The organism is Streptomyces sporangiiformans (assembly GCF_005768555.2).
In the GTDB taxonomy this organism is placed as follows: domain Bacteria; phylum Actinomycetota; class Actinomycetes; order Streptomycetales; family Streptomycetaceae; genus Streptomyces; species Streptomyces sporangiiformans.
This window is the reverse complement of the sequence record NZ_VCHX02000164.1, coordinates 19,021-41,343: the sequence shown is the minus strand read 5'-3', so window position 1 is coordinate 41,343 and position 22,323 is coordinate 19,021. Positions and strand designations below refer to the sequence as shown.

The window sequence follows — 22,323 nt, the reverse complement described above, 5'->3', positions numbered from 1 at the left end:
GCCGCGTACGGTGCCGCCCAGCCCGCGCCCGGCCAGGTCGTGCCGCGTCCCCCCGCCGAGCGCGGCGCGCAGCCGCAGCCGGGCGGGCCGGGTGCGCACGGGGCCCCGCTGCCGCCCGAAGGGGCCGGTGCGGCCCTTCCTCCCGTGGCCGGTGGCATGAATGAAGGGGCGACCCAGTACCTGCCGCCCGTCGCGCCCGGAGCGCCCGGAGCGTCCGGGGTTCCCGGTGACGAGGGCGCCACTCAGTACATTCCTCCGGTCGGCCCGGGCGCGTTGCCGCCCGAGGCCGAGGCGTCCCCCGAGAGCACGCACCGCCTGGGCCGGGTCCGGCGGGGCGGGCCGGGACCGATGCCCGCCGCAGGAACCGGCGCCGCGTCGGGGGCGGGGCCCATGCCTCCCGCCTCGGATCCCGATGCCGAGGCCACGCAGCTCATCGCGCACGTGCCCGCACAGCCCGGTGTGGCGCCCTACGGGGTACGGCCGGGTGGTCCGGGAGACCGGCAGCCGCCGGCCGAGTTCGACAACCTCTTCCGGTCTGCGGACGGCGTGGCGTCCACGCAGCAGTTGCCGCAGGTCGACCCGGCGGCGATGACCGGCGGACGTGCCGCCCGGCGCGAGGCGGCGGCGGACAGCGGCGGCCGTACCGGTTCCCGCGTACGGCTCATCGCCGCCGTGGGCGTCGGCATCGCCGCGCTGGGCATCGGCGCGGGCGCCCTGCTCAGCCTCGGCGGAGGTGACGACGACGGTGACGGGAACAAGACCGTGGCCGCGACGTCGCCTACCAAGGACGATTCGGCGTCCCCCTCCGCCGACCCGGCCAAGGTGCAGGCCGTAGCCCTGGACAAGCTCCTGGCGGACAGCAACAACAGCCGCGACTCGGTGATCAAGGCCGTGTCCGACGTACGGTCGTGCACCAACCTCGGCCAGGCCGCCACCGATCTGCGCAACGCCGCCAAGCAGCGCAACGACCTGGTCACCCGCCTCGCGGCCCTCTCGGTCGACAAGCTGCCGAACCACGCCCAGCTGACGGCCGCGCTCAACAGTGCCTGGAAGGCCTCCGCCGCGGCGGACAACCACTACGCGGCCTGGGCGGACCAGGTCGCCGGAAAGAAGGGCTGCCGCAAGGGCCAGGCCCGCACCACGAACCAGACGCAGGCCGGCAATCGTGAGAGCGGCACCGCGACCACGCAGAAGGCCAAGGCCGCGAAGCTCTGGAACTCCATCGCCCAGACCTACGGACTGACGGAGCGCCAGCCCACCCAGCTGTGATCGGACGTCCCGGGACGTGACCGGATCAGCGGATCAGCCCAGCGGATCAGCCGGACATGATCAGTTCACGCTCTCCAGCGTCTTCGCCACGTTGGTGAAGCCCTTGCGGACCGCGGCCAGTTGGCCCCGGCGTACCACCTGGTAGGTCACATGGGAGTTGATCAGCCGCGGAAAGCCGCTCGCCGCGAGCAGGTTCTGGTAGCCCCAGCTGAGCGTCGGCGTCAGGCCGCCCGTGCTGATTTTCAGCCCCTTGTCGAGGGTCCGCCGCACCGCGGTCGCGGAGACCTCGCCGTCGCCCAGGGATTCCACGGCCTTCTTCAGGACGGTGAACGCGATCCATGTGGTCTGCACACCCGCGTCCGCGACGTCGATCCGGTTGTCGCCGAAGGCCTCTTTGTTGATCACCTGGCGCATCGCCTCCCAGCGCGCGTCTCTCGACGCGGGGTACCAGCCGGTGACGTACGCCCCCTCGAACGTACGGCCCGTGGTGTCGACCACCGACTGGTCGACGCTGCCGAGCACGGACGCGGTCCGCACCGCCGGGTAGTCCTGGGCGGTGCGCCGGAAGGAGTCCATGAAGGTGTCCGTGTGGTCGCCGAGCGCGGGCACCACACACCCCTTCTTCTGGGCATCGGCCGTGGCCCGGTCGAGTGCCCGCACGACGTGCTGGTCGTACTCCGTGGCGTCCTCGGCGGCCTGCTGATCGATCGCGGGCGCATGACCCCCGGTGGCCAGCCCGGAGTCGAGGAGCACGGACATCTCGTCGCCGGCGATCGTGTCCGGGCGCACGAGGGTGACGGGGCCGCAGGTCTTGGCGAGCTCCCGGCCGAGGCCGGCCAGGAGCGCCGGCTGGCCACCGTTGACGGGGTAGGAGAGCGGATTGGTGAACTCGGCGTCGGTGACGCCGTACCCGCCGATGTACGGGATGCCGGCCGACGCCAGCGGGGAGAGGAAGGAACGGCCGTGCTGGCTGTACGAGCCCACGACCGCGACGACCTTCTTCTTGACCGCGCGCCGGGCGCACGCGGCGGCGGCCACGGTGTCGTTCTGTTCGTTGCAGGTGATGACGTTGAGCTTGCGGCCGTTGATGCCGCCCTGGGAGTTGATCCAGCGCGCGTAGGCCTTCGCCATGGCGGGCATACCGGGCTTGTTGGTCGCCCCGGTCTCCTCGGGGGCCCAGGTCATCACGGTGACCGGATCGTCCCCGGAGCCCCCCGTGACCCCGGGGACGCCCCCGCAACCGACGACGAGCGACGCACCCGCCGCCAGGGCGGTCGCGGACCGCACGAGGTTTCTGACGGGACGGGAGAGGTGAGCCGTGGGGGTGCGTGGCCTGCCAGTCATGGAAAGGCACGATTCCGTCACATGCCTAACCACGGTGTGCCTCATGGTCAACGCTCGGTGACGTACAGGTGAATTGCGGGGGCCGATGCGGGGCGTTCCGGAGGGAACGTACGATCGGTGACCGTGCAAGGTTCGGAGAACTCTTCCCGTCGCGGCCGTCACTCATCCACCATGGGCGGCATGCCACTCAACGACATGCCGTGGTGGCGCTGGCGCAGCAATGTGCGTTCCGCGCTGCACATGCTCTCCGACCCCGCCTTCCAGCGGGACGTCTGGCTCGCGGGCGTGGACGGATACGGGGACGTCACCGACGCCGTGTACCGCCTCGTCGAGGACACCTGGCTGGACAACTGGTCCGCCGAGAAGTACGTCGGCACGATCTTCCGTGACTCGCAGGAGGCGTCGCTCGTCGACACCGCCGTACTGCGCGTGCTGCGGATCATGCACCAGGTGGGGCCCGACGCACCCGTCTCCGCCTACCTTGACCACCACGCCTGGCCGGAAGCCGTGCGGGCCGCCCGCGACGCGCATGTGCGCATGGCGTCGAGCGACGGTGAGGACCCGGACGCGCCGCCGCGGACACTCGAGGTGCTGCAGATCATGACGCGCTCCGCCTGACCGGGCGCGCGCCCGCCCCCTCCCACCTCCCTCACGCTTCCCTCCGGCTTGAGGCCCGTTCCCTCCGGCTTGAGGCCCGCGTCCGCCCAACGGGACGCATGCCCGCCCTCGGGCGCGGATATGGGACCCTGGCGGGCATGAACGAGCAGTCCGTCCGCGGGACCGGCCCCGCCACCGAGCAGTACGTCCTGACCCTTTCCTGCCCGGACAAAAAGGGCATTGTGCACGCCGTGTCGAGCTACCTCTTCATGACCGGATGCAACATCGAGGACAGTCAGCAGTTCGGTGACCACGACACGGGACTGTTCTTCATGCGGGTCCACTTCTCCGCGGAACCGCCGGTGAGCCTGGACAAGCTGCGGGCCAGCTTCGCCGCGATCGGCGACTCCTTCCAGATGGAGTGGCAGATCAACCGCGCCGAGGACAAGATGCGTGTCGTCCTCATGGTCAGCAGGTTCGGCCACTGCCTGAACGACCTGCTCTTCCGCGCCCGGACCGGTGCGCTGCCCGTCGAGATCGCGGCCGTGGTGTCCAACCACACCGACTTCGCCGAACTCGTCGCCTCGTACGACATCCCTTTCCACCACATTCCGGTCACCAAGGACAACAAGCCGCAGGCGGAGGCACAGCTGCTGGAGCTGGTACGCGAGAGGGGCGTCGAACTCGTCGTCCTCGCCCGCTATATGCAGGTCCTCTCCGACGACCTCTGCAAGCAGCTCAGCGGCCGGATCATCAACATCCACCACTCCTTCCTGCCGAGCTTCAAGGGTGCGAAGCCGTACCACCAGGCGCACGCGCGGGGAGTGAAGCTCATCGGTGCCACCGCGCACTATGTGACGGCCGACCTCGACGAGGGGCCGATCATCGAGCAGGAGGTCGAGCGCGTGGGCCACGAGGTCACGCCGGAACAGCTCGTCGCCGTGGGACGCGACGTGGAGTGCCAGGCGCTGGCGCGCGCGGTCAAGTGGCACGCGGAACGGCGCATTCTGCTGAACGGCCGGCGGACGGTCGTGTTCGCCTGAGCGCGCGCACCCCTACGTCTACATCCGGCTCAGCGAAGCCACCGCGAACAGTACGTCCCTGATCGCCGCCCGGTCCCCGTTCTGCCCCGCGGCCGCCTCCTCCGGTGAGACATGGCCGGCGGCCAGGCGGCAGAACTCGACTCCGTCGAGCGCCACATGGGCCACTTCGTGGTCGGCCGAGGCGAGCGCACCGGGGGAGTCGAGCGGGATGAGCCATTCGCCGCCGCCGGAGCCCTCGATCTCCAGGCGCAGGCTGCGGCCGGGCGCTCCGGCCGTGACGAGGTGGCGCGCACGACCGGGACCGGCGAGACCGGCCCGGCGCCGGGCGGCCAGCGCCCCCGGCAGCATCCGCGCCCCGAGATCGATCATCTCGTGCAGATGCGCGGGAGAGGGCGGCCCGTACGGATAGTCCACGGCGTCCGCGATGTCCCCGGCGTGCACCCAGCACTCGAAGGCCCGGTCCAGCAGGGAGTCTTGCAGGGGCAGCTCGAAGTCGCCGTACGGCACGGACAGTTGCCCGGATCCGCCGCCCGCGAACGACACCGTACGCACGAGGGTGTGGCTCTGCTCGCGCCACGGTGCGCGTACGGAGCGGGTGGGCGGGAAATGCGAGGCCCGCCAGAACGCCTCGGTGCGGGCCGCCGGGGTCGCCGTGCCGGCCGGGAGCTCGCCGAGGGGGTCGCCGAGGCCGAGGGCGAGGGAGACGAGGCCGTCGACGGACAGCAGGTGGGCGATGACCCCGGCGACGGTCGTACGCCGGCTCGTGGGGTCGTCGCCCTCGAACCAGCGCAGTCGTACGGGGGTGTGCCACTCCGCGTCGCCGATGTCCTGGAGCAGCGCGTCGAGTCGGGCGGCCTCCGCGTCGTACGGGGCGGCCCACGCGGGCACCGGGATGCGCGGCGGGCGCCGGTCGAGGCAGCTCTCCAGGACCCGGGTGCGCAACGTGGGGTCGAGGTCGAGGCTCTCCGGCGGGTGCAGCAGCCCGACTGCCTCGCGCAGTCGCAGCGCCTCGTCCGCGCAGGCACCGCACACGCCGAGGTGCTCCTCCACGGCCGTCGTCTCCTCCGGCGAGCACGCGGCCAGCGCCCAGGCACCGAGCAGCGACTTCAGCACCCCGTGTTCGAGCACGAGCGCCGTGGGCGGTGACGGGGGCGGCGCGGAGGGCGGGGGATCGGGCAGCGGCAGTCCCGTGTCCTCCACGGACGAACGCGGCATGGGGATGCGCGGCGGCTCGTCGGGCGGCCCCTGCTTGTCCCCGGCACCGTTTCCCCTCCCGTTCCCGTTCCCGGGCCCCCTCCCGTTCCCGTTTCCCTTCCCGTCCCTGTGATCCTCGTACTCGTCGTGATCCCCGTGCCCGTGGCCGTACCCGTACCCGTACCCGTCCCCGTCCCCGTCCCGGTCGTGCTCCTCGTGTCCGTCGTACGCCTCGAATCGGCCCGAGCCGCTCACCGCGCACCCCCGTACTCGGGCGGTGCCCCGGACGGTCCGCTGTCGTGGGCGGTGGCCAGGAGTTGCAGGCCGAGGCGGAGACGGCGGCGGGCCTCGTCCTCGGTGACGCCGAGGTCCGCGGCGGCCTGGCGGTAGTCACGGCGCTGGAAGTACGCGAGGTCCAGGGCCGTGCGCAGCGGGACGGGCATGGCCGTGACGATGTAGTCGGCGCGGGCCGCCACCGAGGCGCGGCGCACCTTGCGCTCCAGGTCCTCGGCGGTGCCGGGGCCGCCCTGGGCGAGCGCGGCGGTCTCGGTCTGGCGCAGACGCTGCACGGCGAGGCGGTGGGTCAGCGTGGCGACCCAGGAACGCAGAGGCCCCTGCTTGGGGTCGTACGCGTCCGGGTTCTCCCAGACGTGGGCGAAGACTTCGCCGGTGATGTCGTCGGCGGCTTGCTCATCCCTGAGCACACGATGGGCGAGAAGGTGCACGAGCGAAGCGAATCGGTCATAAAGCTCACCGAGCGCGGCTGCTTCCCCGCGTGCGAGCCGCTGCTGCATCTTGCGGTCCCAGCGGGGCGGCGCGTCGTTCTTGGCCATGCGGCCCCCTCACCCCTGCTCGTGCCCGGCGCCTGTCCCTGTGTCCACCGGATTCTCGCCTCCGGCTTCCTCCCGAATGTAGTCGGCACCCCTGCCGGCGCACGCCCCTTTGTGCCAATGTGCGCCCCCGAAGGAGCTGCGGATGGTAGGGGTTTCATTACGGTGTGCGCACGCCTGGCGCATACGCCTACCCTTCCTTGATGCGATCAGACACGATCGAATCAGATCGCGTACGACCGAAACAGGGCACCCGGGACACGGTTCGATTCAACATCCGGTGTTTCATGGAGGCAGAGCGGGGCAGCCGCGCACATGGAAGCGAAGGAGTTGCTTCCGTTTTCGTTTCGGGGGCGGGCATCGTCGAGGGAGAGGCAGACGCGTGACGCTCAAGGTGACCGACCGCGAGCAGGGTGGCTGGGCCGTGTTCCACGTGGCGGGCGAGATGGATCTGGTGACGTCACCGATATTGCGCCAACGCGTACATGACGCGGTGGCGGACGGCCGCCGCAGTCTCGTGCTCGACCTCTCCGGAGTCCTCTTCTGCGACTCCAGCGGCGTCGGCGTCCTCATAGCCGCCCGCCGTCTGATCCGCTCCTGTCAGGGGCGTCTCCGGCTCATCCTTCCCGCCAACGGTGCCGTGGACGGCTCCCACGTCAACCGAGTCCTCGGCGCCCTCGGTGTCCGCCGGCTCTTCGACGTCTATCCCGACGTCGGCACGGCTCTGGACGACGAGTCGAGCCCTCTGTCGGCGTGATGCTCGCCGGCGTCATCCCTGACTTGCGTGTCCTGCGCCCTTCTTGACTGCCATCCCCGTCATCCTTGGCGCCCCGCCGCTGGCGTTCCCACCGGTGTGATCCCTGTCACGCGCAGAGCTTGATCGCCCCAGAACATCGCGGCACGGTTGTCGCGGAATTCCCCCGGTCCTGGCGCAAGCGTCGATTTCCCGCTCCCGGAGGGCCTTCGGCGTCGTACGCTCCCTGCCAGACGCACCCACCTGATGTAAGGCGGCCTGAGAAAACATGGTCAGCACCGAGTACGAGCGACGGATCGCCGCCCGGTTCGCCACCTTCGACCAGGACGGCAACGGCTATATCGACCGCGAGGACTTCAGCGGCGCGGCCAAGGCGCTGCTCGCCGAGTTCGGTACGGCGGCCCGGTCCGACAGAGGACAGGCCGTCTACATCGGCGCCGAGGCCTTCTGGCAGGGCATGGCCGGGATCGCGGACCGGGACGGCGACCAGCGGATCACCCGCGAGGAGTTCGTGCACGGCGCGGTGAAGAGGCTGCGGGACAACCCGGACCGGTTCGCCGAGATCGCCCGCCCCTTCCTGCACGCGGTGCTGGCCATGGCCGACGGCGACGCGGACGGTGCGGCGACGGTCGACGAGGTCGCGCGGGCCCTCAAGGTCCTGGGAGTCCCCGAGGGCCTCGCCGCCGCGGCGGCCGGCACGCTCGACACGGACACGGACGGCCGCATCAGCGAGCCGGACATCGTGACCGCCTTCGCCCGCTACTTCACGGTGCCGGAGTAGTTTTCGCGGCCTCCGCAGCGCCCGAAAAACGCTCCCTCAACTTGTACTTGAGCACCTTCCGCAGCGTCTCGTTGCGCGGAAGGGCGTCCACCACCTCCAGCTGCTCCGGCAGCTTGTGCGGGGACAGCCCTTCCGCGCTCAGGTACGAGGTCACGGCCGCCAGCGTCAACTCCACAGTCCCCGCCCGCTGTTCGACCACCGCGCAGACCCGCTCCCCGCGTTCGGCGTCCGGCAGTCCGATCACCGCCGCGTCACCCACCGCCGGATGCCGGTGCAGCAGGTCCTCGATCTCCTTGGCGGAGACGTTCTCACCCTTGCGGATGATGACGTCCTTGAGGCGACCGCTCAGTACGAGATGGCCGCTGTCCGTGAGATGCCCGAGGTCCCCGGTGATCAGGAAACCGTCCTCGTCGAAGGCCTCCGCCGTCTGCGCCGGGTCCAGGTAGCCCTTGCAGACGGCCTCCCCGCGCAGCCGTACCTCCCCGTCCACGATCCGTATCTCCATGCCCTCCGGAGGCCGCCCCTCCGTCGTCGCGAGGTTCTCCGGTGTGTCGTCCGGCGAACCCATCGTGATCATCGGGACCTCGGTCATGCCGTAGCCGTGGGTGAGCTGGACCCCCATCTCCCGTACGACGGCGTGGTGCACCTCGGGCGGCTTCGGCGCCCCGCCGCCCGCCAGCAGCCGCAGACTGGGGATGATCGGCGCACCCGGCCGCCCGCGCTGCTCGGCGAGGAACATCGAGTAGAACGCCGTCGACCCGCCCGCCACCGTCACCCCGTGCCTGCGATACCCCTCCAGCGCCTCGGGCAGCGCGAACTTCTCGAAGAGCACCGCCGGAAACCCGTACAGCAGCAGCATCACCAGATAGTCCGGGCCGCCGATGTGCGCGAAGGGGAACGCGATCGAGCCGACGTCGTCGGCCGACAGGTGCAGTGCGTGGGCGAGACACGACCCGCCCGCGATCAGCGAACGGTCCGTGTGCAGCACGCCCTTGGGGTCGGAGGTCGTACCCGAGGTCCAGTAGATCCAGCGCACCTCCGTGCCGTTCGCGGGCGGCGGGGGCAGTACCGCGGGGTCGCCGTCGGGCAGCGTCTCGTACGCCTCGAAGACGCCCCGCGCCCCGATGCGCCGCGCCATCGCCGTGTGGTCGAAGCCGCGCCACTCGCCCGGTACGGCGAAGTACGCGGCCCCGGCCTCCCGGACCGCGAAGGCGACTTCGCGGTCCCGGTAGAAGGGGATGACCGGGGACTGCACCGCCCCGAGTCGCGCCAGGGCCATGGCGAGCAGCACCGTCTCGATGCGCGTGGGCAGCTGCCAGGCGACGACCGTGCCGGGGCGTACGCCCCGGTCGTGAAGGCCCGCGGCCACCCGCTCCGCCCCCGAGCGCAGTTCCTCGAAGGTGAGGGCGCGGTCGTCCTGGAGGAGGACGGGGTGGTCGGGGGTGAGCGCGGCGCGGCGCTCGACGAGTTCCCAGAAGGTGCCGGACGCGCCCAGTACGTGTGCGGTCTCGTTCACGAGGATCGATCCCCCTGTACGGCTGCGGCCTCGAAACTGACGGCTAGTCAGATCGTGCGCAGAGCGTAGGCCCCTCTCGCTTGTCGGTCCAGGGGTGCGGGGCTAGCCTGTGTTTTCTGACGGACCATCAGGCAGGTGGTGGGAGAGGGGACCGCTGGTGGATCTCGCCTGCACGCCCGAGGAGGAGGAATTCCGGGCGCGACTGAGGCAGTGGCTGGCCGAGGTTTTGCCCTCACTGCCCCCGAAGCCGTCTCCCGACGACTGGCCCGGGCGGCGCGCGTACGACCTCGGCTGGCAGCGGATGCTGTACGACGCCGGGTACGCGGGGCTCCACTGGCCCGCCGACGCGGGTGGCCGAGGGGTGACCCCGACGCAGCACCTGATCTTCCTGGAGGAGACGGAAAAGGCGGGCGCGCCCTACGTAGGGGCCAACTTCGTCGGCCTGCTGCACGCCGGGCCCACGATCGCGGCCGAGGGGACGCCCGAGCAGCGGGCGCGCTGGCTGCCGCCCGTGCTGCGCGGTGAGGAGGTGTGGTGTCAGGGATTCAGCGAGCCGGACGCCGGCTCGGACCTCGCGGCCCTGCGCACGCGCGCGTGGCGTGACGGCGACGACTACGTGGTGAGTGGGTCCAAGATCTGGACCTCCCATGCCGAAGTCGCCGACTGGTGCGAGCTGCTGGTGCGGACCGACGCACGGGCCCCGAAGCATCGAGGGATCTCGTGGCTCGCCATGCCGATGGACGCCCCGGGCATCACGGTCCGCCCACTGCGTACGCTCGCGGGCTCCACCGAGTTCGCCGAGGTGTTCCTCGACGAGGTGCGCGTACCGGTGGCCAACCGGGTCGGTGCCGAGAACGACGGCTGGCGCGTGACCATGGTGACCCTCTCCTTCGAGCGCGGCACGGCCTTCGTCGGCGAGGTGGTGGCCTGCCGGCGCGTGCTCGGAGAACTCGCCCGTGAAGCACGGAAGAACGGGCGCTGGGACGATCCCGCGCTCCGGCGGCGGCTCGGCCGGCTGAACGCCGAGTTCCGCGCGCTGTGGCGGCTCACGCAGTGGAACGTCAGCGAGTCCGAGCTCACGGGCGGCGTCCCGGGGACCGGGGGTTCGGTTTTCAAACTGAGGTACTCGCACGTGCGGCAGGAGCTGTACGACGCGGCCGCCGAGGTCCTCGGCCCGGAGGCGCTCGACCTGTCCCGCGAGTGGACCCTCGACCGGCTGTCGTCCCTCTCGTACACCATCGCGGCCGGCACCTCCCAGATCCAGCGGAACATCGTGGCCGAGCGGATCCTGGGCCTCCCGAAGGGGCGGTGACCTCCCGAACATGGACTTCCAACTGAGCGAGGACCAGCGCGCGTTGCGGACGGGCGTACGCGAGCTGCTCGCCGGGCGCTTCGGGCGCGAGCGGCTGCGGGCGGCGGTGGACGCGCAGGGCGCCGACCGCCCGCCGGGCCTCGACCGCGCCCTGTGGCGGGAGCTGGGCGAGGCGGGCCTCTTCTCTCTGCGGCTCCCCGAGGCGGACGGCGGGGTCGGACTCGGGCTGCCCGAAGCCGTGTTGGTCTTCGAGGAGGCGGGCCGGGCGCTGCTGCCCGGCCCTCTCGTGGCCACGCATCTCGCGGCGGGCGAGATCCCCGGAGCGGCCACCGGCGAGACCGTCGTCGCGGCCGTGGACGGCACCCTCGTGGAGTGGCTGGACGAGGCGGACGTCGTACGCGGGGACGTGACGGGAGCGGTCGCGCTGCGCTCGGCGGATCCGCTGACGCCCCTCCACAGGGTGCCGCGGGCAGCGCCGACGGACCCCGTGGCCGCTGTGCTCACCGCCGCCGAACAGCTCGGCTCGGCCGCTCGTACCTGCGAACTGGCCGTGCAACACGCCCGGACGCGCGAGCAGTTCGGTCGGCCGATCGGAGCCTTCCAGGCCGTCAAGCACCTGTGTGCGGAGATGCTGGTGCGGGTGGAAGTGGCGCGCGGCGCGGTGTACGCGGCCGCCGTCACGGCCGACCCGCTCGACATCGCGGCGGCGGGCCTGCTCGCCGACGAAGCCGCGGAGCGGGGCGCCCACGACTGCCTCCAGGTGCACGGAGGTATGGGCTTCACCTGGGAGTCCGACGTGCACCTTCACCTCAAACGGGCCTGGGTGCGGGCCCGGCGCGGACAGAGCGCGGCGGACGCCGAGGAAGCGCTCGCGCAGGACCTGCTGTCCCCGGCGGGGCGGTGAGGCGCGCCCGAGGAACTCCCGCCCGAGCCGATTGTCGCCGATCGTGGCACACCCAAACGGGCGGATGGCGCGGAACGTGGCATACCGGAATTACTGAGCGTAGATATCGGGTTGTGTCCGATGCGTGACTCGTCACGGCCCGGAGTCGGTGCCACGCTCCGGTACCTTGTGTGGGATGCGAGTGGTTCTGAGGCCGAGCCATCCCGGTGCTGCCCCTGAGGCGGCTCCGGATCCGGCGATGCGCGCCGCTCGCAGGGCAGGATCAAGCCTCGGTCCTGCTTGTTCGACTCCCCGTGGCGAGCGTCGCACAGTATGCCGTACGCGTACTCCTTCGCGCTGGAATATGCCCGAAGCGCTTGTTGGGGTGACTGTACGTCAACCATGCTGTCACGCAGGGGAATCACATTCCGTGATCCCTGCTTTGACCACGATCGTGGCCCTTGCGAGGCGCGAGGCGATGTGTCCGCCGAATCGGATGGTGTGAGCGGTGCAGGTGCTTCAAGTGCAACTGGAGATCCGGCCCGACCCCACGGAGGTGGGGCGAGCCCGGAGATGGGCCCGTTCGAGGCTCGCCCGGTCCGGAATAGGAGTCGATGAACCGCTTGCCGAGACGCTGATCCTGCTCGTCTCCGAACTGGTCACCAATGCCGTGGTGCACACCGGCTGTCCGGCCGTGCTGCGCCTGTCGCTGCCGGGTGCGGTCGGAGAGTCCGCCGCCACCGTCCGCCTGGAGGTGGCCGACACGAGCGCCCGCCCGCCGCGCCCCCGGTGTCCGGACGGCGACGAGACCAACGGCCGCGGCCTGGCGCTCGTCGACGGTCTCGCCGACCGCTGGGGCTGGAACCCGGAGGGCGTCGGCAAGCGGATCTGGTGCGAGCTGGACCGCTGTTCGGGCCAGGGCGCGACCACGACCACGTATGACGCGGCCCCGGCCGCGTACGAGGACATGGCCTACGAAGCCGTGTGAGCGCACGGGGTGCATGCCGTCGGCGCACGGGTGCGTGCCGTCGGCGTGCGGGGTGCATGCGGTCGGCGCGCACGGTGCACGCCGTTCGGAATCCGTGAAGCGGGCGAACGGGGCCATCGAGTGCGCCGGGCAGTGCTTCCGTACGCGCAGTAACGAATCGGGCTTAAGTCGCGAATCCCCGAACGGGTGTTGACGTAACGTGTTCGCCTGATCACGCTTGTGGTCGGCGATTCGCCGCGAGGGGACGTCGAGGGGCCGGTGACGGTACCCCTCGGCGAGTGCGGGTCGTGGTTCGGCGTCGGGCCCTTCAGGGCAGGGTGGGTGCGCCGGAGCCGGATGGCGGCGCGCGGTGCCGTGCTCGGGGGCGAGCAGAGGCGCGCCGCCAATCGATGCCTCGCCGGCCGATGCTCAGAGGATGGCGACGGGCGCCACGGGGGTTCCCGTGGCGCCGACGAACGGTTCGGGCATCGCCGACAGCAGGAACGTATGGCGGGCTTCTTCTCCACAGGCTGTGGACAACTCTTCGAGGTTCCAGTTCTGACCCTGGAGCATGCCCATCTCGACCAGGTCGAGGGCATGGACGGGCAGCCACAGGTCCTCTATCTCCGGCGGGAACACCTCGAAGGTGAGGGTGTCGTTCGCGACCGCCGCGACATCGCGTGCGTGGAACCACTCCGGGGTGCGGACGGAAAGGCCCGGGGAGGGGTGCGCGTACGCGTGCTTGTCGCCTGCCAGGTAGAGCTGGATCTGCCCGGTGCGCACGAGGACGATGTCGCCGGAGCGGACGCGGGTGCCCGCGAGGTCCTCGGCCGCTTCCAGGTCCTCCGGGGTGACCGCGTGGCCGCCGTCCAGGCGCTCGGTGCCGTGGGCGCGGGCCACGTCCAGGAGGATGCCGCGCGAGACGATGTGCCGGGGCTTGTCGATGCCGCTGAACTCAGCGCCTGCGTGCGCCGTGATGCCGGCGGCCGGACGGCCGTTGTAGATCATTCCCGAGTGTGAGACGTGCGTGAGGGCATCCCAGTGCGTGGCCGCCTGGAGGCCCATCGTCACGGCGTCGTCGCTGCACGCGACCGTGCCCGGACCGAAGATCTCCTGGTTGATCTGCACCATCGTGTGCAGGGGGTTGACCCGGCCGGGCATGAGGCCGGTCTGGACGCCGTCCTGCTGGAGGGGGAGGGCGAGGGGGACGCGGCGCCCCGTGCGCACGCTCGCGGCGGCCTCGCGCACGACCTCGTCGGTGATGAGGTTCAGCGTGCCGATCTCGTCGTCGGCGCCCCAGCGGCCCCAGTTGTTGACGCGCTTGGCGATGTCGCGGAACTCCGGATGCAGCGTCGGCAGTGACATGGGTCCTCCCCGGGGCTTGTCTCCAGGTATCTGACGGGTCGTAGAATCTGACGAACCGAATCTAACGGTCCGTCAGAAACTGTGGGACGGGAAGGGGCCGGTGTGGGGAACTTCTTGGCAGGCAAGGTCGTCGCCGTGACCGGAGCGGGGCGGGGGATCGGGCGGGCCGTCGCGCTCGCGGCGGCCGCCGAGGGGGCGCGGGTCGTCGTCAACGACTACGGGGTGTCGGTGGACGGCGGTTCGCCGACGAGTGACGTCGCCGACGCGGTGGTGAAGGAGATCCTGGCGGCGGGCGGTGAGGCGGTCGCGGTCGCCGACGACATCTCGAGCATGGCGGGCGGACAGCGGGTCGTCGACGTCGCGCTGTCGTCGTACGGGCGGCTCGACGGGGTCGTGTGCGTGGCCGGGATCCTGCGCGAGCGAATGCTGTTCAACATGTCCGAGGAGGAGTGGGACCCCGTGGTCGCCACCCATCTGAAGGGCACGTTCACGGTCTTCCGGGCGGCTTCGGCGGTGATGCGCAAACAGGGCTCGGGCTCGCTGATCGGCTTCACCAGCGGCAACCACCAGGGATCCGTCTCCCAGGCCAACTACAGCGCCGCGAAGGGCGGGATCATCTCGCTGGTGCGGAGCGCCGCGCTGGGCCTGCACAAGTACGGGGTGACCGCGAACGCGGTCGCGCCGGTCGCGCGTACGCGGATGTCGGCGAACGTCCCCATGGAGCTGAAGGAGATCGGCGAGCCGGAGGACGTGGCCGCGCTGGTGGTGTACCTGCTGTCCTCTCGCGCTCAGCAGGAGGGGATCACCGGGCAGGTCTACACGATCGCCGGGCCCAAGATCGCGGTGTGGGCACAGCCTCGGGAGCTGCGGGCGGCGTATGCGGAAGGGGCGGGCTGGACTCCGGAGCGGATCGCGGACTTCCTGCCGGGGAGCGTGGGCGTGGACCCGATGCCGCTGCTGGCGCAGGTGGAGGCCATGGCCCGCGCCGCGGGGGAGAAGGGGCGGCCCAACGCGTAGGGGAAGGCGAGCGGGAGCCGTGGAGTCCGGGTTCGGGGCAGAGGGGGCAACACCATGCGGGGCGTGATCTTCGACGGGAAGCAGGTCCAGGTCGCCGATGACCTGGAGATCCGGGATCCGGGGCCGGGAGAGGTGCTGGTGGCCGTCTCCGCGGCGGGGCTGTGCCACAGCGACCTCTCGGTGGTGGACGGGACCATCCCCTTCCCCGTTCCCGTGGTGCTCGGGCACGAGGGCGCGGGTGTGGTCGAGGCCGTGGGGGAGGGCGTCACCCATGTGGGGCCCGGAGATCATGTGTCGTTGTCCACCCTCGCGAACTGCGGTGCCTGCGCGGAGTGCGACCGGGGGCGGCCCACCATGTGCCGCAAGGCGATCGGGATGCCGCGGCAGCCGTTCACGCGGGCCGGGCAGCCGCTGTACCAGTTCGCCTCCAACTCGGCCTTCGCGGAACGGACGCTGGTGAAGGCGGTACAGGCGGTCCGTATCCCCGAGGACATACCGATGTCCTCCGCCGCGCTGATCGGGTGCGGGGTCCTGACGGGGGTGGGCGCGGTCCTCAACCGCGCGCGGGTGGACCGCGGGGACAGCGTGGTGGTGATCGGTACGGGCGGGATAGGGCTGAACGTGATTCAAGGCGCCCGGATCGCGGGCGCGTCGACGATCGTGGCGGTGGACGCCAATCCGGCGAAGGAGGCGGCGGCACGGCAGTTCGGCGCGACGCACTTCTTGACGGCGACGGACGGAGTCAGGGACATCCTCCCGACGGGTGCGGACCACGCCTTCGAGTGCGTCGGCCGCGTCGAACTCATCCGCCGGGCCATCGACCTCCTCGACCGCCACGGCCAGGCGATTCTCCTGGGCGTTCCCCCGGCCACGGCGGAGGCGTCCTTCCTCGTCTCGTCGATGTACCTGGACAAGTCGATCCTGGGCTGCCGCTACGGCTCGTCACGCCCGCAGCGCGACATCGCGCTGTACGCGCGGCTGTACCGCGAGGGCCGCCTCCTGCTGGACGAGCTGGTGACGGAGACCTACCCGGTCGAGGACTTCGAGAAGGCGGCGGCGGACGCGGAGGCGGGGAGGGTGGCGCGCGGAGTGCTGACCTTCTGACCGGCGCTCAACTCCCGCCGCCGACGGCCAGCGTGCCCGAGCGGAACGTACGCCGGTACGTGGTCGGTGTGACCCCGAGCGCCGCCTGCAGGTGCTGTCGCATCGACTGGGCCGTGCCGAAGCCGGCGTCGTGGGCCACCTGGTCCATGGAGAGGTCGGTCGACTCGAGGAGGTGGCGGGCGAGGCCGACACGCTGCTGGGTGAGCCACTGACCGGGGCTGATCCCGGCTTCCTCGCGGAAGCGGCGCGTGAAGGTGCGTACGGACATGGACTCCTGCTCGGCCATGTCGCGCAGCTGGATCGGTTCGTGCAGGCGGCCGAGCGCCCAGGCGCGGGCGGCGGTCGTCGTGGCCACCTGCGGCTCGGGGACGGGGCGTTGGATGTACTGGGCCTGCCCGCCGTCACGGTGGGGTGGTACGACGGTGCGACGGGCCACGTCGTTGGCGACGGCGGAGCCGTGGTCGCGGCGTACGAGATGGATGCACAGGTCGATGCCGGCGGCGACACCGGCGGAGGTGAGGACGTCCCCGTCGTCGACGAAGAGCACGTCCGCGTCGACCTTGATCTTCGGGAAGAGCCGCTGGAAATGCTCGGCGTGGTACCAGTGCGTGGTCGCCGGGCGGCCGTCGAGATATCCGGCGGCGGCGAGGACGTACCCGCCGGTGCAGATGGAGACGAGCCGGGTGCCGGGGCGGATGTGGGCGAGGGCGGCGGCCAGTTCGCCGGTGAGTACGCCCTCGTCGAAGACCGGGCCGAGCTCGTACGAGGACGGCACGACGACCGTGTCCGCCGTGGCCAGGGCCTCGGGACCGTTCTCGACGAGCACGGCGAAGTCGGCATCCGTCTCCACCGGGCCGGGCGGCCGGATCGAGCAGGTGACGACCTCGTACAGCATCTGCTCGTCAGCGTTCCGGGCACGCCCGAAGATCCGCTGGGGAATGCCCAGTTCGAAGGGGAGGAGGCCGTCGAGGGCGAGGACGACGACGCGGTGCCGGGCCTGATAACCGCTCATGGCCCGATCCTAGCGAATGCTGTCCTTCGGGCCACTCGTTTGCGGTAATCGCAGCGCAGAAGCTCTATGACGTGACTCAGACGACCGAAGCCTCAGTAGTTCAGGAGCCCCAGACAGACAGCAGGCGGCGCCGCACGCGCGTGCACCGCGCATGGTTCGTGGCTGCCGTCGCCTTCGTGACGATCACCGGCGCCGCGGCCTTCCGGTCCCTCCCGGGCCTGCTGATCGATCCGCTGCACCAGGAGTTCCACTGGTCGCGCGGCACGATCGGGCTCGCGGTGTCCATCAACCTCGCGCTGTACGGGCTGACCGCGCCGTTCGCGGCCGCGCTGATGGACCGGTTCGGTATCCGCCGGGTCGTCGCGGCGGCCCTGGGCGTGATCGCGCTCGGCTCGGGCGCGACCGTGTGGATGACGGCGGCGTGGCAGCTGCTGCTGTGCTGGGGCCTGCTCGTCGGGCTGGGCTCCGGCTCGATGGCGCTGGCGTTCGCCGCGACCGTCACGAACCGCTGGTTCACCGAGCGGCGCGGCCTGGTGACGGGCATCCTCACGGCGGCCTCCGCCTCCGGCCAGCTGATCTTCCTGCCGCTGCTGTCGTGGATCGTCTCGGAGCACGACTGGCGTCCCGCCGCCGTGACGGTGGCGCTGGCGGCCCTCGCGGTCGTCCCCTTCGTATGGCTGCTGCTGCGCGACCATCCGGCGGACGTGGGGCTGAAGCCGTACGGGGCGAAGGAGTTCGTGCCGAAGCCCGAGCCCGTGCCCGGTGCGGCCCGCCGCACGGTGAAGGTGCTCTTCTCGGCCGTCCGCACCGGCCCCTTCTGGCTGCTGGCCGGCACCTTCGCGATCTGCGGCGCGTCGACGAACGGCCTGATCCAGACGCATTTCGTGCCCGCCGCCCACGACCACGGCATGCCGATCACGGCGGCCGCGTCGCTGCTCGCGGTCATCGGCGTCTTCGACGTCGCCGGCACGATCGCCTCCGGCTGGTTCACGGACCGCTTCGACCCGCGGCGACTGCTGGCCGTGTACTACGCGCTGCGCGGTGTGTCCCTGCTGTTCCTGCCGATGCTGCTGGCGCCCTCGGTCCAGCTCCCGATGGTCTTCTTCATCGTCTTCTACGGCCTGGACTGGGTCGCCACCGTCCCGCCGACCCTCGCCCTGTGCCGCGAACAGTACGGAGACGACAGCGCGATCGTCTTCGGCTGGGTCCTCGCCTCGCACCAGGTCGGCGCCGCACTCGTCGCCTTCCTCGGCGGCGTGGCGCGGGACACCTTCGGCTCGTACGACGTGGTCTGGTACGCCTCGGGCGCGCTGTGCGCGGCGGCTGCGCTGATGGCGCTGGTGATCCGGAGGAAGCCGGTGGCGAGGGTGGCTCTTGCCTGACCGCTGAAGGAAGACAGGGAGGCGGTTCAGCTCGCGCGGTCGAGTGGTTCGAACCGAGTGCACTCGATCGTGTGGCGGACGCCGCTCGGTGTCATACGGTGAACCGCCCGAATCGCCCCCGGTGGAACAGCAGCGGAGCGTCACCGTCCCCGGACGTCCCCAGGGCGTCCACGCGCCCCACCACGATCAGATGGTCACCGCCGGTGTGCACGGCGTGGATCGTGCAGTCGATCCACGCGGGCGCTCCCTCGAGCCGCGGCGACCCGGACACCGGCGCCGCGTCGTAGGCGACGCCCGCGAACTTGTCCGCCCCGCTCACCGCGAACCCACGGCACAACTCGCCCTGGTGCGCCCCCAGGACGTTCACGCAGAAGACGCCCGCGCGAGCGATCCGCGGCCATGTCGTCGACGTGCGCGCGACCATGAACGCGATCAGCGGCGGGTCGAGGGAGAGGGAGGAGAAGGACTGGCAGGCGAAGCCGGCGGGGCCGTTCTCGCCCTCGGCGGCGGGTGCGGTCACGACGGTCACGCCGGTCGCGAAGTGGCCCAGTACGCGGCGGAATTCGGTCTGGTCGACCGGCGCCCGCTCGTCGTCGCCGACGGCCCGCAGCTCCGGACGCGGCAGTGCCTCGACGGGCCCCGCCACGGTGGCGGACCCGGCCGACCTGAGGTAACGGACGGCGGCTGCGGCCATCCCTGCGTGTCCCATCACGCCTCCCATTGAAGCTGACGGTTCGTCAGATAGGAAGGGGTGGTCTGCTCAGCGGCCGCTGAACTGCGCCCCCCGGCGCTCCACGAACGCCGCCACACCCTCCTTCGCGTCCGCCGTCGTCATGTTGATCTCCTGGGCGGCGGCCTCGGCGGCGAAGGCGGTGGGGCGGTCGGCGTCCAGTGACGCGTTCACCAGTTGCTTGGTGAGCGCGAGGGCGCGGGTCGGGCCGGAGGCGAGGCGTTCGGCCCACTCGCGGGCCGTCTTGTCCAACTCCTCGGCCGGGACGACGCGGTTGACCAGGCCGAGGCGTTCCGCGTCCGCGGCCGTGAGCGCGTCCCCGAAGAACATCAGCTCCTTCGCTCGCTGCGGGCCGACCAGGCGGGGGAGGAGGTAGGCGCCGCCGCCGTCGGGGACCAGGCCACGGCGCACGAACACCTCGATGAACCGGGCCGGTTCGGCGGCGAGGACAAGGTCGCAGGCGAAGGCGAGATGGGCGCCGATGCCCGCCGCGGTGCCGTTCACCGCGGCGATCACCGGCTTCTCGCAGTCGAGGACCGCGGCGATCAGGCGCTGGGCGCCGAGACGGATGACACGGGCCACGTCCCCGGCCACCCGTTCGCCGGAGGGCGGCCCGCCGCGCAGATCGGCGCCCGCGCAGAAACCGCGGCCCGTCGCGCCGATCACGACGGCTCGTACGTCCGGATCGGCGGAGGCTTCCGAAAGCAGCTGAATCAGACGTTCTCGCTGGTCGGAGGTGATGGCGTTCATGGCTTCCGGGCGGTTGAGCGTGATCCGGGAGACCTGGTTGTCAGTGGCGTGCAGTACCAATGACTCGAGGGAGGGACGGGAGTCGGAGGACTCCCGGGGTGCACGGTTTGTGGGGGATATGCGGGATGTACGGGATGCACGGGGGGAGTCGGGCATGAAGGTGCTCCATTTCGTACGCGCGGCCGCGGGGCTGTGGCATCGGCTGAGGGCGGCGGCTTCGGCCTCAGCGGCACACCGCCAGCGCGTCCAGCGCGACGGCCCCCTGCCCCTGGGGCAGCACCATCAGCGGGTTGATGTCGAGCTCCGCCAGTTCCCCGTCGAGTTCCAGGGCCATGCGCTGGACCCGGAGCACGACCTCGACCAGCGCGTCGACGTCGGACGGGGGACGCCCACGAACCCCCTCGAGCAGTGCCCGCCCGCGCAGCTCGCCCGGCATGGCCCGCGCCTGATCCTCGCCGAACGGCGGCACGCGCACGGCCGTGTCCCGCAGCACCTCCACCAGGACACCGCCCAGCCCGACCGTCACGGTCGGCCCGAAGAGCTGGTCCTGCGTGACGCCCACGACCATCTCGACGCCGGGCTCGACCATCTGGCACACCAGCACCCCGTCGAGCGACACCCCCTCGTAGCGGGCGATGTCGGTCAGCTCTCGATAGCCGTCCCTGACCTGGCTGGCGGAGGTCAACCCGATCTTCACCAGACCGAGTTCGGTCTTGTGGGCGAGCTGCGCGCCGGAGGCCTTCATCACGACGGGGTAGCCGACGAGCCCGGCCGCCCGCACGGCCGCCGCCGCGCTGGTCACCAACTGCTCGCGGGGTACGCGGATTCCGTACGCCCGCAGGAGCTGCTTCGCCGCGTGCTCGCTCAGCTGCTGTCCCGGCCGCATCAGCGCCTGCGCCTTGCGGTAGGAGGGCGAGGGCGTGCGCGGTGCCTCGTCGAAGGGGGAGCGGTACGAGGCGGTGAACCGCGCATGGCCGAGATGGGCGCGGACCGCCGTGATGCAGTTCGCGAAGGTACGGAAGGTGGCGACGCGGGAGGAGCCGAGCAGCGTCTCGCGGTACGCGGCCTCCGTGCCGACCGGCGATCCCCACACCACGCACACCAGCTTGTCCGTCTGCTCCGCCGCGTCCACCAGGTCCTGCGCCAACCGGTCGCTCATCGGTGGGAAGGGCCCGGTGATGGGGCAGATCAGCACGCCGACCGCCGGGTCGTCGAGGATCGCGTCGATGATTTTGCGACCGCGCCAGTCGCCCACGGGGTGCCCGCCGTTGTCGACCGGGTTGGCGACGTCGAGGTACTCCGGTATCCACTGGTGCAGCTCGGCCTGCTTGGCGTCCGACAGCCGGGGCAGCCGCAGCCCCGCCTCGGCCGCGAGGTCCGAGAAGTGCGCGCCCGTGCCGCCCGAGATCGAATAGACGACGACGCCGTCCGCGTGTGGCGTGCGGGCGCGCGCCAGCAGGGCGGCGGTGTCCTGGAGTTCGTCGAGCCCGTCGACGCGGATCACGCCGTACTGTCGCATCGCCGCGTCCACCACCGCGTCGGCGCCGGTCAGCTTGCCGGTGTGTGAGGCGGCGGTCCGGGCGCCGGTCTCGGTGCGGCCGACCTTGACCGCGACGACGGGGACGCCGCGCCGGGCGGCCCGGTCGGCGGCGAGCATGAAGGAGCGGCCGTCCTTCAGTCCTTCGACGTAGCAGGCGATGGCGCCGACCTCCGGCTGCTCGGCGAAGTAGGAGATGAAGTCGGCGGTCTCCAGGTCGGCCTCGTTGCCGGTGGGCGCCCAGTGCGAGAGCCGTACGCCCAGCTCCTGCATCGTGAAGACGGGACGCCCCTGGTGTCCCGACTGTGTGATCAGCGCGATCGCGGGTCCGTCCAGGTCGTCGCGGAACTTCTCGAAGGCGTTGAGGTTCGTGTTCGGACCCAGCAGCCGCAGCCCGGAGCACTCCACGGCGGCGGCGAGGCGGGCCTGCGCGGCGGCACCCTCCGCTCCGGTCTCGGCGAAGCCGGAGCCGAAGGCGACCGCGAACTTCACCTTGGCCTCGGCGAGTTGCTCGATCACGGGAAGGGGATCGGAGACCAGCAGTACGGCCAGATCGACCTGTTCGGGCAGGTCCGCGACAGAAGGGACGCAGGGTATGCCGAAGACGGACTGACGGGTGGGGTGCACCGGGTGCAGCCGGGCACCGACCCGCTCGGCCCAGGTGAGTAACTGCCGTGTGATACCGGTGTTCGGCCGCCCCTCGGTGTCCGAGGCGCCGATGACGGCCACGGACTGGGGACGGAAGAAGCGATCCAGTTCGGGAACGCCGGCGTACAGCGCCCGGCCGCTGACGTCGAGGTCGTCGGTGGCCGCGGGCCTGCCGTGCACGGCAGGCGCGGGTTGCTCGCCGCAGGCGATGACCCGGGCCCGGCGGGAGTCGGTGGTGAGGGTGCCGTGGGTTGATCCAAGCATCGGTCCGCCCGCTCCTGTGTGACT

The 22,323-nt window shown here is 71.3% G+C and carries 20 protein-coding genes; 11 read left to right on the top strand and 9 right to left on the bottom strand.

Going from position 1 to position 22,323, the window contains the following annotated elements:
* The coding region (locus tag FGD71_RS27460; RefSeq protein ID WP_119103215.1) for a hypothetical protein at positions 1 to 1,269 on the top strand (1,269 nt) is incomplete at its 5' end.
* A gap of 60 nt (positions 1,270 to 1,329) precedes the next feature.
* Here FGD71_RS27460 and FGD71_RS27455 read toward each other — a convergent pair.
* Entirely contained in the window at positions 1,330 to 2,613 is a 1,284-nt protein-coding gene (locus tag FGD71_RS27455; RefSeq protein ID WP_119103214.1) for an ABC transporter substrate-binding protein, read from the bottom strand.
* 117 nt (positions 2,614 to 2,730) lie between these two features.
* Between FGD71_RS27455 and FGD71_RS27450 the strand changes: the two genes are divergently transcribed.
* Positions 2,731 to 3,231: an SCO4402 family protein gene (locus FGD71_RS27450; protein WP_119103213.1), complete on the top strand. Its 501-nt coding sequence runs from the start codon at positions 2,731 to 2,733 to the stop codon at positions 3,229 to 3,231.
* A 137-nt stretch (positions 3,232 to 3,368) separates the two neighbouring features.
* Complete coding sequence (purU, locus tag FGD71_RS27445) at positions 3,369 to 4,253, top strand: formyltetrahydrofolate deformylase (RefSeq protein WP_119103217.1); 885 nt, start codon at positions 3,369 to 3,371, stop codon at positions 4,251 to 4,253.
* Between the two features lie 18 nt (positions 4,254 to 4,271).
* Here purU and FGD71_RS27440 read toward each other — a convergent pair whose 3' ends face one another.
* Both FGD71_RS27440 and FGD71_RS27430 read right to left on the bottom strand, forming a co-directional pair.
* Positions 4,272 to 5,702 (bottom strand): zf-HC2 domain-containing protein, encoded by a 1,431-nt coding sequence (locus FGD71_RS27440; protein ID WP_181359286.1) that lies wholly within the window; start codon positions 5,700 to 5,702, stop codon positions 4,272 to 4,274.
* Complete coding sequence (locus FGD71_RS27430; RefSeq protein ID WP_119103211.1) at positions 5,699 to 6,280, bottom strand: sigma-70 family RNA polymerase sigma factor; 582 nt, start codon at positions 6,278 to 6,280, stop codon at positions 5,699 to 5,701. Before FGD71_RS27430 ends, FGD71_RS27440 begins: the two co-directional genes overlap by 4 nt.
* Before the next feature lie 379 nt (positions 6,281 to 6,659).
* On the opposite strand from FGD71_RS27430, the gene FGD71_RS27425 reads away from it, so the two are divergent.
* Both FGD71_RS27425 and FGD71_RS27420 read left to right on the top strand, forming a co-directional pair.
* On the top strand, positions 6,660 to 7,034 hold the full coding sequence (locus tag FGD71_RS27425; protein WP_119103210.1) for an STAS domain-containing protein: 375 nt from the start codon (positions 6,660 to 6,662) through the stop codon (positions 7,032 to 7,034).
* 265 nt (positions 7,035 to 7,299) lie between these two features.
* Complete coding sequence (locus FGD71_RS27420) at positions 7,300 to 7,812, top strand: EF-hand domain-containing protein (protein WP_119103209.1); 513 nt, start codon at positions 7,300 to 7,302, stop codon at positions 7,810 to 7,812.
* Here the strand turns inward: FGD71_RS27420 and FGD71_RS27415 are convergent.
* Entirely contained in the window at positions 7,796 to 9,328 is a 1,533-nt protein-coding gene (locus FGD71_RS27415; protein ID WP_119103208.1) for a class I adenylate-forming enzyme family protein, read from the bottom strand. The two genes, FGD71_RS27420 and FGD71_RS27415, sit on opposite strands and share 17 nt — an antisense overlap.
* A gap of 157 nt (positions 9,329 to 9,485) precedes the next feature.
* Here FGD71_RS27415 and FGD71_RS27410 point away from each other — a divergent pair, with 157 nt between their 5' ends.
* From FGD71_RS27410 to FGD71_RS27395, 3 genes are all read left to right on the top strand, one after another.
* Entirely contained in the window at positions 9,486 to 10,640 is a 1,155-nt protein-coding gene (locus tag FGD71_RS27410; protein ID WP_119103207.1) for an acyl-CoA dehydrogenase, read from the top strand.
* A 10-nt stretch (positions 10,641 to 10,650) separates the two neighbouring features.
* Positions 10,651 to 11,544: an acyl-CoA dehydrogenase family protein gene (locus tag FGD71_RS27405; RefSeq protein ID WP_119103206.1), complete on the top strand. Its 894-nt coding sequence runs from the start codon at positions 10,651 to 10,653 to the stop codon at positions 11,542 to 11,544.
* Positions 11,545 to 12,046: 502 nt separating this feature from the next.
* Positions 12,047 to 12,511: an ATP-binding protein gene (locus FGD71_RS27395; RefSeq protein ID WP_119103204.1), complete on the top strand. Its 465-nt coding sequence runs from the start codon at positions 12,047 to 12,049 to the stop codon at positions 12,509 to 12,511.
* Positions 12,512 to 12,919: 408 nt separating this feature from the next.
* Here the strand turns inward: FGD71_RS27395 and FGD71_RS27390 are convergent, their stop codons facing one another.
* The gene (locus FGD71_RS27390; protein WP_119103203.1) at positions 12,920 to 13,855 is read right to left on the bottom strand and encodes a cyclase family protein; all 936 of its coding nucleotides are present in this window, start codon (positions 13,853 to 13,855) and stop codon (positions 12,920 to 12,922) included.
* Positions 13,856 to 13,957: 102 nt separating this feature from the next.
* Between FGD71_RS27390 and FGD71_RS27385 the strand changes: the two genes are divergently transcribed.
* A complete protein-coding gene (locus FGD71_RS27385; RefSeq protein ID WP_119103202.1) occupies positions 13,958 to 14,872 on the top strand; it encodes an SDR family oxidoreductase in 915 nt (304 codons plus the stop codon).
* A 54-nt stretch (positions 14,873 to 14,926) separates the two neighbouring features.
* Positions 14,927 to 15,976, top strand: a complete 1,050-nt coding sequence (locus FGD71_RS27380) for a Zn-dependent alcohol dehydrogenase (RefSeq protein ID WP_119103201.1) — start codon at positions 14,927 to 14,929, stop codon at positions 15,974 to 15,976.
* Between the two features lie 7 nt (positions 15,977 to 15,983).
* Here the strand turns inward: FGD71_RS27380 and FGD71_RS27375 are convergent, their stop codons facing one another.
* Positions 15,984 to 16,988, bottom strand: coding sequence for a GlxA family transcriptional regulator (locus FGD71_RS27375; protein ID WP_119103200.1), 1,005 nt, complete (start codon positions 16,986 to 16,988; stop codon positions 15,984 to 15,986).
* Between the two features lie 71 nt (positions 16,989 to 17,059).
* Here FGD71_RS27375 and FGD71_RS27370 point away from each other — a divergent pair, with 71 nt between their 5' ends.
* The gene (locus FGD71_RS27370) at positions 17,060 to 18,370 is read left to right on the top strand and encodes an MFS transporter (protein ID WP_119103199.1); all 1,311 of its coding nucleotides are present in this window, start codon (positions 17,060 to 17,062) and stop codon (positions 18,368 to 18,370) included.
* Between the two features lie 91 nt (positions 18,371 to 18,461).
* Here the strand turns inward: FGD71_RS27370 and FGD71_RS27365 are convergent, their stop codons facing one another.
* The 3 genes from FGD71_RS27365 to FGD71_RS27355 form a co-directional block, all read right to left on the bottom strand.
* Positions 18,462 to 19,079, bottom strand: a complete 618-nt coding sequence (locus FGD71_RS27365) for a flavin reductase family protein (protein ID WP_119103198.1) — start codon at positions 19,077 to 19,079, stop codon at positions 18,462 to 18,464.
* A 51-nt stretch (positions 19,080 to 19,130) separates the two neighbouring features.
* Positions 19,131 to 20,006, bottom strand: coding sequence for an enoyl-CoA hydratase/isomerase family protein (locus tag FGD71_RS27360; RefSeq protein ID WP_119103197.1), 876 nt, complete (start codon positions 20,004 to 20,006; stop codon positions 19,131 to 19,133).
* 67 nt (positions 20,007 to 20,073) lie between these two features.
* Positions 20,074 to 22,299, bottom strand: a complete 2,226-nt coding sequence (locus FGD71_RS27355; protein ID WP_119103196.1) for an acetate--CoA ligase family protein — start codon at positions 22,297 to 22,299, stop codon at positions 20,074 to 20,076.
* Between the last annotated feature and the right edge of the window lie 24 nt (positions 22,300 to 22,323).

What these genes read in the sequence shown, in the direction of transcription:
- FGD71_RS27455 (WP_119103214.1), bottom strand. Translation starts at nt 2,613, where the DNA reads ATGACTGGCAGGCCACGCACCCCCACGGCTCACCTCTCCCGTCCCGTC.
- purU (WP_119103217.1), top strand. Translation starts at nt 3,369, where the DNA reads ATGAACGAGCAGTCCGTCCGCGGGACCGGCCCCGCCACCGAGCAGTAC.
- FGD71_RS27430 (WP_119103211.1), bottom strand. Translation starts at nt 6,280, where the DNA reads ATGGCCAAGAACGACGCGCCGCCCCGCTGGGACCGCAAGATGCAGCAG.
- FGD71_RS27420 (WP_119103209.1), top strand. Translation starts at nt 7,300, where the DNA reads ATGGTCAGCACCGAGTACGAGCGACGGATCGCCGCCCGGTTCGCCACC.
- FGD71_RS27405 (WP_119103206.1), top strand. Translation starts at nt 10,651, where the DNA reads ATGGACTTCCAACTGAGCGAGGACCAGCGCGCGTTGCGGACGGGCGTA.
- FGD71_RS27390 (WP_119103203.1), bottom strand. Translation starts at nt 13,855, where the DNA reads ATGTCACTGCCGACGCTGCATCCGGAGTTCCGCGACATCGCCAAGCGC.
- FGD71_RS27380 (WP_119103201.1), top strand. Translation starts at nt 14,927, where the DNA reads ATGCGGGGCGTGATCTTCGACGGGAAGCAGGTCCAGGTCGCCGATGAC.
- FGD71_RS27375 (WP_119103200.1), bottom strand. Translation starts at nt 16,988, where the DNA reads ATGAGCGGTTATCAGGCCCGGCACCGCGTCGTCGTCCTCGCCCTCGAC.
- FGD71_RS27365 (WP_119103198.1), bottom strand. Translation starts at nt 19,079, where the DNA reads ATGGGACACGCAGGGATGGCCGCAGCCGCCGTCCGTTACCTCAGGTCG.
- FGD71_RS27360 (WP_119103197.1), bottom strand. Translation starts at nt 20,006, where the DNA reads ATGCCCGACTCCCCCCGTGCATCCCGTACATCCCGCATATCCCCCACA.
- FGD71_RS27355 (WP_119103196.1), bottom strand. Translation starts at nt 22,299, where the DNA reads ATGCTTGGATCAACCCACGGCACCCTCACCACCGACTCCCGCCGGGCC.